Annotated in this window: 1 pseudogene; it reads right to left on the bottom strand. The window is 53.4% G+C overall.

Going from position 1 to position 311, the window contains the following annotated elements:
* Positions 1 to 311: pseudogene (locus tag NWP09_RS13490) on the bottom strand (GMP synthase (glutamine-hydrolyzing)); the annotation flags it as partial.

The raw sequence follows: 311 nt of genomic DNA, 5'->3' as shown, positions 1-311 counted from the left end.
ATCGAATACTTCAACGAAAACGCGCCCGATGATTTTACGTTTTGCTTCCGGATCGTTTTCGCCAGCCAGCGCTGACAAGAAGCGATCTTCTGCCGGTACGTGAACAATGTTCAGACCAAAGTGATCGCCAAACATATCCAGAACCTGCTCTGCTTCGTTGAGACGCAGCAGGCCGTTGTCGACGAATACGCAAGTCAGGTTTTTACCGATAGCGCGGTGCAACAGCATTGCGGTTACGGAGGAATCCACGCCACCAGAGAGGCCGAGGATGACTTTATCGTCGCCTACCTGCTCGCGGATGCGGGCTACAG

Origin of the sequence: Agrococcus sp. HG114, from assembly GCF_024723325.1 — a bacterium.
Classification (GTDB): Bacteria; Actinomycetota; Actinomycetes; order Actinomycetales; family Microbacteriaceae; genus Agrococcus.
Note: the sequence above shows the minus strand (reverse complement) of the source record. Positions and strands in the feature narration are given on the sequence as shown.